The organism is Clavibacter sp. MX14-G9D, assembly GCF_032917815.1.
GTDB classification, from domain to species: Bacteria; Actinomycetota; Actinomycetes; order Actinomycetales; family Microbacteriaceae; genus Clavibacter; species Clavibacter michiganensis_K.
In genome coordinates, this window is sequence record NZ_JAVCVL010000106.1 from 1 (window position 1) to 9,369 (window position 9,369).

Annotated in this window: 9 protein-coding genes; 3 read left to right on the forward strand and 6 right to left on the reverse strand. The window is 73.6% G+C overall.

What is annotated here, in order from left to right:
* Positions 1–217: 217 nt before the first annotated feature.
* The 3 genes from Q6969_RS09665 to Q6969_RS09675 are packed head-to-tail and all read left to right on the forward strand — an operon-like array spanning position 218 to position 1,853.
* Positions 218–766 (forward strand): copper chaperone PCu(A)C, encoded by a 549-nt coding sequence (locus tag Q6969_RS09665; RefSeq protein WP_317230245.1) that lies wholly within the window; start codon positions 218–220, stop codon positions 764–766.
* A 56-nt stretch (positions 767–822) separates the two neighbouring features.
* The gene (locus tag Q6969_RS09670; protein ID WP_317230246.1) at positions 823–1,176 is read left to right on the forward strand and encodes a winged helix-turn-helix domain-containing protein; all 354 of its coding nucleotides are present in this window, start codon (positions 823–825) and stop codon (positions 1,174–1,176) included.
* Positions 1,173–1,853, forward strand: a complete 681-nt coding sequence (locus Q6969_RS09675) for a cation transporter (RefSeq protein ID WP_317230247.1) — start codon at positions 1,173–1,175, stop codon at positions 1,851–1,853. The genes Q6969_RS09670 and Q6969_RS09675 overlap by 4 nt, the downstream gene beginning before the upstream one ends.
* 16 nt (positions 1,854–1,869) lie before the next feature.
* Here Q6969_RS09675 and Q6969_RS09680 read toward each other — a convergent pair whose 3' ends face one another.
* The 6 genes from Q6969_RS09680 to Q6969_RS09705 form a co-directional block, all read right to left on the reverse strand.
* A complete protein-coding gene (locus Q6969_RS09680; RefSeq protein WP_317230248.1) occupies positions 1,870–2,847 on the reverse strand; it encodes a 3-hydroxyacyl-CoA dehydrogenase family protein in 978 nt (325 codons plus the stop codon).
* Positions 2,844–3,860, reverse strand: a complete 1,017-nt coding sequence (locus tag Q6969_RS09685) for a sugar phosphate isomerase/epimerase family protein (RefSeq protein ID WP_317230249.1) — start codon at positions 3,858–3,860, stop codon at positions 2,844–2,846. Before Q6969_RS09685 ends, Q6969_RS09680 begins: the two co-directional genes overlap by 4 nt.
* Before the next feature lie 106 nt (positions 3,861–3,966).
* Positions 3,967–5,883, reverse strand: a complete 1,917-nt coding sequence (gene iolD, locus Q6969_RS09690) for a 3D-(3,5/4)-trihydroxycyclohexane-1,2-dione acylhydrolase (decyclizing) (protein ID WP_317230250.1) — start codon at positions 5,881–5,883, stop codon at positions 3,967–3,969.
* Complete coding sequence (gene iolB, locus Q6969_RS09695; protein ID WP_317230251.1) at positions 5,880–6,878, reverse strand: 5-deoxy-glucuronate isomerase; 999 nt, start codon at positions 6,876–6,878, stop codon at positions 5,880–5,882. The genes iolD and iolB overlap by 4 nt, the downstream gene beginning before the upstream one ends.
* 55 nt (positions 6,879–6,933) lie before the next feature.
* The gene (locus Q6969_RS09700) at positions 6,934–8,439 is read right to left on the reverse strand and encodes a CoA-acylating methylmalonate-semialdehyde dehydrogenase (RefSeq protein ID WP_317230252.1); all 1,506 of its coding nucleotides are present in this window, start codon (positions 8,437–8,439) and stop codon (positions 6,934–6,936) included.
* A 67-nt stretch (positions 8,440–8,506) separates the two neighbouring features.
* A partial coding sequence (locus Q6969_RS09705) for a deoxyribose-phosphate aldolase (protein WP_317230253.1) occupies positions 8,507–9,369 on the reverse strand: 863 nt, incomplete at its 5' end.

Below are 9,369 nucleotides of genomic sequence, written 5' to 3' on the forward strand. Positions count from 1 at the left end.
CGGCACCACCGGGTCGCGTCCGCGGCGCACGTCGCGCCCCGTGACCTCGACCTCCTGCTCATCGGCGCACCCCGCCGCGGACCGCCCGGCACGGCACCGTCCCTCCCGGCCGGACGCTCGTCGAGCGTCCGCGCGGGCCGTCCCCGACGGCCCTCCCGCCGTCGCCGATCCCGGCGCCGGCCGAACGCGTGCACCACCTGACCAGAAGGAAGCAGCAATGCGCACCACCCTCACCTGGACCGCCTCCGCGGTCCTCCTCCTCGCCCTCACCGGGTGCTCCTCCCCCGCGACCGAGCCGGCCGCCGCCCCGGCGAGCGCCACCGACGCGCCCACGAGCGGCACCGCCGCGACCGCCGCGGGCCTCACCATCGCCGACGCGTGGGTGAAGGCCGAGGACAGCGGCATGTCCGCCGCCTTCGGGACGCTCGAGAACGCCTCCGACCGGGACGTGCGGGTCGTGTCCGCGGTGTCGAGCGCGTCGCCGATGATCGAGCTCCACGAGACGGTCCCGGACGACGCCGGCCAGATGATCATGAAGGAGAAGCAGGACGGGTTCACCATCCCGGCCGGCGGATCCTACGAGCTGGCTCCCGGCGGGAACCACCTGATGCTCATGGGCCTCGACCAGCCGATCACGGCGGGCGACGCGGTCGACTTCACGCTGACCCTCGACGACGGCTCGGAGTACGCCTTCTCCGCGCCGGCGAAGGACTACTCGGGCGCGAACGAGACCTACGAGGGGGATGGGATGCCCATGGAGCACTGACGCACCGTCGTCCCTCGCCGGTAGCGATCGGTCAGCATCCGCTGTATGGTCAGCGGATGCTGACCATCGCCTCCCGCGTCGACGTGATGAACCGGCTCGGCCGCGCCATGGCCGACCCGACCCGCTCCCGCATCCTGCTCTCCCTGCTGCAGGGGCCCGGGTACCCCAGCCTCCTGGCCCGCGAGCTCGGGCTCACCCGCTCGAACGTCTCGAACCACCTCACCTGCCTCCGCGGCTGCGGGATCGTCGTCGCGGTGCCGGAGGGCCGGTCGACCCGCTACGAGATCACCGACGCGCACCTCGCCCGGGCCCTCGGCGCGCTCGTGGACGTGGTGCTCGCGGTCGACGACGGCGCCCCCTGCGCCGACGCCGACTGCGACGTGCCGCTCTGCTGCGAGCCCGGCGCGTGAGCGCGCTCCTCGCCCCCGCGGGTCCGGCCCCCGCCCGGCGCGCGCTGCTGCGGCGCCGCATCCGGTATATCGTCGCGGCCACCATCGCCTACAACGTCGTCGAGGCGGTCGTCGCGATCTCCGCCGGCACCATCGCCTCCTCCACGGCGCTCGTCGGCTTCGGCCTCGACTCGATCGTGGAGGTGCTGTCGGCCGCCGCGGTGGCGTGGCAGTTCGCCGCCCCCGACCCGGAGGAGCGCGAGCGCGTCGCCCTCCGCGTCATCGCGGTCTCCTTCTTCGGACTCGCCGCGTTCGTGAGCGTCGACGCCGTCCTCGCCCTCACGGGCATCCGCGAGCCCGAGCACTCCCCCGTCGGCATCGTGCTCGCCGCGGTCAGCCTCGCGGTGATGCCTTTTCTCAGCCTGCTCGAGCGCCGCACCGGGACCGAGCTCAGCTCCGCGTCGGCGATCGCGGACTCGAAGCAGACGCTGATCTGCAGCTACCTTTCCGCCGCGGTGCTCCTCGGGCTCGTCCTGAACCTCGCCCTCGGGTGGACCTGGGCCGATCCCGTCGCCGGGCTCGTGATCGTGGTCTTCGCCGTCCGCGAGGGCCTCGAAGCCTGGCGCGGCGAGGCCTGCACGACGCCCGTGTCCGCCCTCACCGGCGAACGCGAGGTCGCGGCCTGCGACTGCTGCTGAGGACCGCTGATGGGCGTCAGCCGACGGGCGCCGGGCCGAGCTCGTCCATGAGCTGCTTGATGGCCACGTACGCCTTGTTGCGGTACGCCACGAGCGCCGCGGTGCGCTCGCTCGGCACGTCGAGGTACCCGGATCCCGTCTTCGTGCCGTACTCGCCCGCGTCCACGTGCGCCTGCAGCGACGCCGGCGTCGCGAAGCGCTCCGGCCAGCGCGTCTGCAGCGACGCGTAGCAGAACGCGTACACGTCGAGGCCGGCCATGTCCGCGATCGCGAACGGCCCGAACACCGGCAGGCGGAAGCCGAACGTCGTGCGGACGATCGTGTCGATGTCCTCGGGGGTCGCGATGCCCTCCTCCACGATCTGCGTCGCCTCGTGGAAGAGCGCGTACTGCAGCCGGTTGAGCACGAAGCCGGTGCTGTCGGTGACGCGCGCGGTCTCCTTGCCGGTGGCCGCGACGATCGCCTCCGCCATGCGGACGGCGGACTCGTCCGTGCCCGTGTGCGGGATGAGCTCGACGCCCGGGATGAACGGCGCGGGGTTCGAGAAGTGCACGCCGAGGAACCGCTCTGGGTTGGTCACGGCCTCCGCGAGCGAGCCGATGAGGATGGTGGAGGTGTTCGACCCGATGACGGCGTCGGGGCGCGCCGCCGCCGAGATGCGCCGGAGCGTCGCGTGCTTGATCTCGAGCTTCTCGGGCACCGCCTCCTCGATGAAGTCGGCGCCGGCGACGGCCTCCTCGATGGACGCCGCGGGCGTCACGGCCGCGGCGATGCGCTCCACGGCGTCGGGCGGGAACAGCCCGTCCGCGACGAAGCGGCCGGCCTCCTCCAGCAGGCGGGCGTGGTTGGCGACCGCGATCTCCTCCGAGATGTCGGCGATGCGGACGCGCGCGCCCGCGAGCGCGAGCACCTGCGCGATGCCGCCGCCCATGTAGCCGGATCCGACGATGGCGATCTCCCGGGCGACGCCGCCCGTGCTGTCCTGTGCGGTCATGACGACCCCTCCTGTCCTCGTGCGCCCTGCGGGAGCAGGGTGCGGATGTAGTCCCGGTTCTCCGCGCAGACGCCGAGGCTGTCGCCGCCGTACTGCTCGGTGAGGATGATCCCGTCGAAGCCGAGCTCGACCGCGTCGCGGATGACCTGCCGGTAGTCGATGAGGCCGGACCTCATGGTGGTGGGCACGCTGGTGGCCCAGCTGCCGTCGGCCGCCTCGTCGCGCATGTAGTTCTTCACGTGCCAGTAGTTCGCGTACGGCAGCGTCTTCGCGTACAGCTCGCGCCAGCTCTCGACGGGCCGGTGCAGGCGGATGAGGTTCGCCACGTCGGGGTTGAGGCCGACGTTGTCGAGGCCGATCTCCTGCACGAGGCGCACGGCGCTGTCGGCGGTGCCGAGGTAGGTGTCCTCGTACATCTCGAGCGCCATGCGGAGGCCGAGGTCGGCGGCGTGCCGGCCGAGCTCGCGGAGGCGGGTGACGGCGGCGTCCCACACCTCGGGGTCGTCGGGGTCCTTCGGGCCCTCCGCGGTCCAGAACCACAGCGCCTTCCGCTGCGCGTCGCTGAACGGCTGGTGGAGGCCCGTGGAGAAGACCTCCATGCCCATCTCGGCGATCGCGTCGATCGTGCGGTGCGCGTACGCGAGGTTCCGCTCCTCGTGGCCCGGCATGATCACGCTCTGCCGCTGCAGGTGCACCGACGGGATGCCCACGCCATGCGCGCGGGCGACGGCGACGAGCTCGTCCCGGCGGGCGGGGGTCAGGTCGGCGGGCCGGATGTGGCTGTCGGCCAGCTCGGCGAGGGTGAAGCCCTCCCGCGCGATGTCGGCGAACATGCGGTCCCACACGGCGGTGTCGGCGTCGTGGAGGGCCGTGCCGTCGCGGCCCACGGTCGCGAACGCGTGCAGGCACGTGGCGATGGGCCAGTCCTCGGCGGTGAACGCGGGGGCGGGGGCGGGCGCGCTCCCCGTGGCGGGAGTGGCCCCGGATGCGGGGGTCGCGGGTGTGTCCGGCATGCTGCTCCATCGCGGTCGTCGGTCCCGGATGCCCGGGGTCAAGATCCTATAGGAAATAGCATCCTGACGACCAGGGCCCGCGCCCGCGCCCGGACCCGTCCTCGCGTCAGCCGAGCAGCGGCCGCTGCGCCTTCCGCCTCTCCACGTACTCCGCGTGCGCGGCCCGCGTCGACGGCATCTCGGAGACGCCGGGCACCGGCACGTCCCACCAGCCCTCGCCGTCGGGCCCGTAGACGAGCGGGTCGCTCTCCACGTGGATCACCGTGGTGCGGTCCGACGCCTTCGCGCGTCGCACCGCGTCGCCGAGGTCCCGCGTCGCGTCGGGGCCGGGCGCGACCTCGATCACGTCGACGCCGTAGCTGCGGGCGTTGGCCGCGAGGTCGACGGGGAGGGGCTCCCGCCCCTCGAAGTTCCGGGCGGCCGGGTTGAGCGACCGGTACCGCGTGCCGAAGCGCTCCGTCCCGACCGTCTCGGAGAGGTGCCCGATGGACGCGTAGCCGTGGTTCTGGATCACGACGACGATGATCTTCAGCCCCTCGGCCACCGCGGTCACGAGCTCCGTGTGCAGCATGAGGTACGAGCCGTCGCCGACCATGACGATCACGTCGCGGTCGTCGCCGAGCGCCTCCGCGCCGCGCTTCACGCCGAGCCCGCCCGGGATCTCGTACCCCATGCACGAGAACGCGTACTCCACGTGGTAGCCGAGCGCGTCGCGCACCCGCCAGAGCTTGTGGAGGTCGCCCGGGAGGGAGCCGGCGGCCTGCACGACGACGTCGCGCGGGTCGCTCGCGGCCTGCACGGCGCCGATGATCTCCGGCTGACCGGGGAGCGTGCCGCCCGTGGGCGCGAGCGCGCGGTCGACGGCGGCGTCCCACTCGCGCTTCTCGCGGGCGATGCGGTCGGCGTACGCGGCGTCCACGCGCGTGCCGGCGAGCGCCGCGATGAGCGCCTCCAGCGTCTCGCGCGCGTCGGCGACGACGGGCAGCTGCGTGCCGTGCTTGTAGGCGTCGAAGGGCGCCACGTTGACGTTCACGAAGGTCACGTCCGGGCGCTGGAACGCCGTGCGGCTCGCGGTGGTGAAGTCGGAGTAGCGCGTGCCGATGCCGATGACGACGTCCGCCTCGGCGGCGAGTCGGTTCGCGGCCGTGGATCCGGTGGCGCCGATGCCGCCCAGGTACTGCGGGTGGTCCCAGACGAGGGCGCCGCCGCCCGCCTGCGTCGTGGCGACGGGGATGCCCGTCTGCTCGGCGAAGCGGAGGAGGGCGCCCTCGGCCGCGCTGTAGATCACGCCGCCGCCCGCGACGATGAGCGGCGTGCGGGCGTCGCGCACGGCCTGCACGGCGCGGGCGAGCGGCCCGCGCTCCGGCACCGGACGGCGCAGGTGCCACTCGCGCGGCGCGAGGAACGCGTCCGGCACGTCGAGGGCCTCCGCCTGCACGTCCTCCGGGAGCGCGATGGTGACGGCGCCCGTCTCGGCGGGGTCGGTGAGCACGCGCATGGCGGCGAGCGCGATCGAGTACAGCTGCTCGGGCCGCTGCACGCGGTCGAAGAAGCGCGACAGCGGGCGGAACGCGTCGTTCACGGTGATCCCGATGTCATGCGGCAGCTCGAGCTGCTGCAGCACCGGATCCGCCACGCGCGTCGCGAAGGTGTCGCTCGGCAGGAGCAGCGCGGGCAGCCGGTTGGCGGTCGCGAGGGCGGCCCCGGTGAGCATGTTGGCGGCGCCGGGGCCCACGGACGCGGCGCTCGCGTACGTCGCGAGGCGGCGGTGCATGCGCGCGAAGCCGACGGACTGGTGCACCATCGCCTGCTCGTTGCGGGCCTGGTGGTACGGCATGAGGTCCGGGTCCTGGGCGTTCGCCTGCATGAGCGCCTGCCCGATGCCGGCGACGTTGCCGTGGCCGAAGATCCCGAAGACCCCGGGGATGGTGCGCTCGCGGTGGTCGCCGTCGACCGTCCACTGCGCCGCGAGGAACGCGACGAGCGCCTGGCTGACGGTCATGCGGGTGGTGGGCTCGGTCATCGGGTGGGTGCTTCCTGATCGGGGTCGGGGTCGGATGCGGGCGCGGCGGCCTCGGGCAGCGCGGCCTCGGGCGCGGCGGCCTCGGGGTCGGCGGCGAACGGCAGGCGCGGGTCGATGCCCTGCCCCTCCCACGTGCCGCGGATCCAGCCGTGCGCCGGGTGGTCGGTGATGAGCCAGGCGCGGTCGGCGCCCGGCCCCGCCATGACGTTGAGGTAGTAGAGGTCGTAGCCGGGCGCCGCGACCGCGGGCCCGTGGTAGCCGAACGGCACGAGCGCGACGTCGCCCGAGCGCACGACCGCGTCGATCGCGATGTCGCCCGCGGGCGAGGAGGACGTGTGGAATAGGCCGAACGGATCCGCCTCCGCGGGCGCCGGGAGGCCCCGGCCGACCTCGGACTCGAAGTAGTAGATCTCCTCCAGCCGGGACTCGACGCCGGGCCGCTCCTCGTCGTGCTTGTGCGCGGGGTAGCTCGACCAGTTCTCGGCGGGCGTCAGGACCTCGCAGACGATGAGCCGCTCGGCGTCGAGGGACCCGGGGGTGCCGGGGGTGCCGAAGTTGTGCACCTGGCGGCTCGACCGGCCGGCGCCGCGGAGCTCGACGGACACGTCCTCGCGGGCGATGCGGCGGGTCGGCACGTACCGGGTGGCGGGCGACTCGGCGACGGCGACGCGGCCGGATCCCGTGAGCACCGCGCTCGACGCGCACGACAGGTACAGCACGTCGGTGGGGCCGGCGAACACCGACGCGCGGCCCTCGAGGTCCGCGACCCGCTCCTCGCCGTCGCCCTCCCGGTGCCGCACGGCGAAAGATCCCGCGAGCGGCACGACCATGCGCTCGACGCCGGACGCGGGCAGCTCGAGCTGGTCGCCGTCGCCGAGCACCGCGACCCGGAGGCCCGTGTGCTCCCAGCCGGGGCGCGATCCGTCGACCACGCTCTCCCAGCCGTCCCGGCCGATGCTGCCGCGCGGGTGCAGCCACGCCTCGTTCGTCGTCATGCTCGTCTCCGTCGTCGTCGTCGGGTGCCGGCCGTGCGGCGGGCGGTGGTGCGGGTCAGTTCTGCGGGAAGCCGAGGTCGACGCCGCCGTGGGACGGGTCGAGCCAGCGGCTCGTGATCGCCTTCTGCTGGGTGAAGAAGCGCACGCCCTCCGCGCCGTGGGCCTTGGTGTCGCCGAACAGGCTCGACCGCCAGCCGCCGAACGAGAAGGTGGCGACGGGCACGGGGATGGGCACGTTGATCCCGATCATGCCGACCTGCACCTCGTTCTGGAAGCGGCGCGCGGCGCCGCCGTCGTTGGTGAAGATCGCCGTGCCGTTGCCGAACGCGCCGGCGTTGATGAGGGCCACGCCCTCCTCGTAGGTGCGCACCCGGACGACGCCGAGCACGGGCCCGAAGATCTCCTCCGTGTACGCCCGCGAGCTCGTCGGCAGCGCGTCGATGAGGGTCGGGCCGAGCCAGAAGCCGTCGGCCTCGCCGTCGACCTCGATGCCGCGGCCGTCGACCACGATCCGGGCGCCGTCCTCCTCGGCGATCCCGATGTAGGAGGCCACCTTGTCGCGGTGCGCCTCGGTCACGAGCGGGCCCATGTCGCAGCCGCGGCGGCCGTCGCCCACGCGGAGCCCCGCCATGCGGGAGGAGATGCGCTCGATGAGCGCGTCCGCGACGGGCTCGACCGCGACGACCACGGAGATCGCCATGCAGCGCTCCCCCGCCGAGCCGAAGCCCGCGTTGACGGCGGAGTCCGCCACCAGGTCGAGGTCCGCATCCGGCAGCACGAGCATGTGGTTCTTCGCGCCTCCCAGCGCCTGCACGCGCTTGCCGTGCCTGGTGCCCGTCTCGTAGACGTACTGCGCGATGGGCGTGGACCCCACGAACGAGATCGCCCGCACGTCGGGGTGCGTGAGCAGGCCGTCCACGGCCTCCTTGTCGCCGTTCAGCACCGTGAACACGCCGTCGGGCAGGCCCGCGCGCTTCCACAGCTCCGCCATCCAGATGGCAGCGCTCGGGTCCTTCTCGCTCGGCTTCAGCACCACGGTGTTGCCGGCGGCGATCGCGATGGGGAAGAACCACATCGGCACCATCGCCGGGAAGTTGAACGGCGAGATGACGCCCACCACGCCGAGCGGCTGCTTCGTGGAGTACACGTCGACGCCCGTGGAGACCTGCTCCGAGTACTCGCCCTTGAGGTGGTGCGCGAGGCCGGTCGCGAACTCCACGACCTCCTGCCCGCGCGTGATCTCCCCCAGCGCGTCGCTCACGACCTTGCCGTGCTCCGACGTGATGATCTCCGCCAGCTCGCCCTTCTCGGCCTCCAGCAGCTCCCGGAAGCGGAACAGGATCGCCTGCCGCTTCGCGAGCGACAGGTCGCGCCACGCCGGGAACGCGGCGTGCGCGGACGCGATCGCGCGCGCGATCTCGTCGCCGTCCGCGAGCGCGACCTCCTTCGTCACGACGCCGCGCGCGGGGTCGTAGACGGGCGCGGTGCGGCCGGAGGTCGAGGGCGATCGCGCGCCGTCGATCCAGTGCGGGACGACGGGGAGCGGGGCGGTGTCGGTCATCGTTTCCTCTGGCGTTCTCAGGTGGCGGAGCGGGTGCGGATGCGGATGCGGGAGGCGTGCGGGTGTCTCAGGAGCGCGGACGCGAGCGGCCGTGCACGAGCGCGACGGCCTGGTCGACGGCGCGTGCGACGTCGCCGTCGGCGGGGTGGATGAGCGTGCGGCCGACCACGAGCCCGCGGACGCCGGGCAGGTCGAGCGCGGCCTCCCACGACGACCAGGTGTCCTCGCCGCTGCCCTGCGGGTCGCCGCCGAGCAGCAGCGTGGGCAGCGTGGTGGCGGCCATGACGCGGGCCATGTCGTCGACGACGGGCAGCTTCATCCACGTGCGGGCGGAGGAGGAGCCGAGGCCCGACGCGATGGCGATGGACGTGATGACGGCGTCGGGCGACAGGTCGTTGACGATCCGGCCCTCGTGCCAGGCGCTCAGGAACGGCTCGAGCATGATCGGCAGGCCGGCGCGCACGGCGGCGTCGACCGCGCGGGCGTTCGCCTCGAGGGTGGGAGCGGTGCCGGCGTCGCCGAGGTTCACGCGCACGAGGGTCTTCGCGAAGTCGAGGCCGTCGCGCACGATGCCGTCCACGTCGTAGGCGGTGAAGCGGTCGTCCATCTCGAAGACGGCGCCGCGGAGGCCGCCGCGGTTCATGGACCCGACGACCACCTTGTCGTCGAGGAGCCCGAGGAGCGCGAGGTCGTCGACGATGTCGGGCGTGCCGAGCACGCCGTCGACGCCGTCGCGCGTGAGGGCGGTGGCGAGCCCCGCGAGGAGCTCGTAGCGGTCGGCGAGGGCCATCGGCTCGTCGCCGACGCCGAGCGCCCCGCGGGCCGGGTGGTCGGCCGCGACGATGAGGAGGCGTCCGTCGTCGCGGAGCAGGGGACGGCGCGCTCGGCCGGCGAGCGCCCGGGCGACGGCGCCGGGATCCGTGGCGCGCA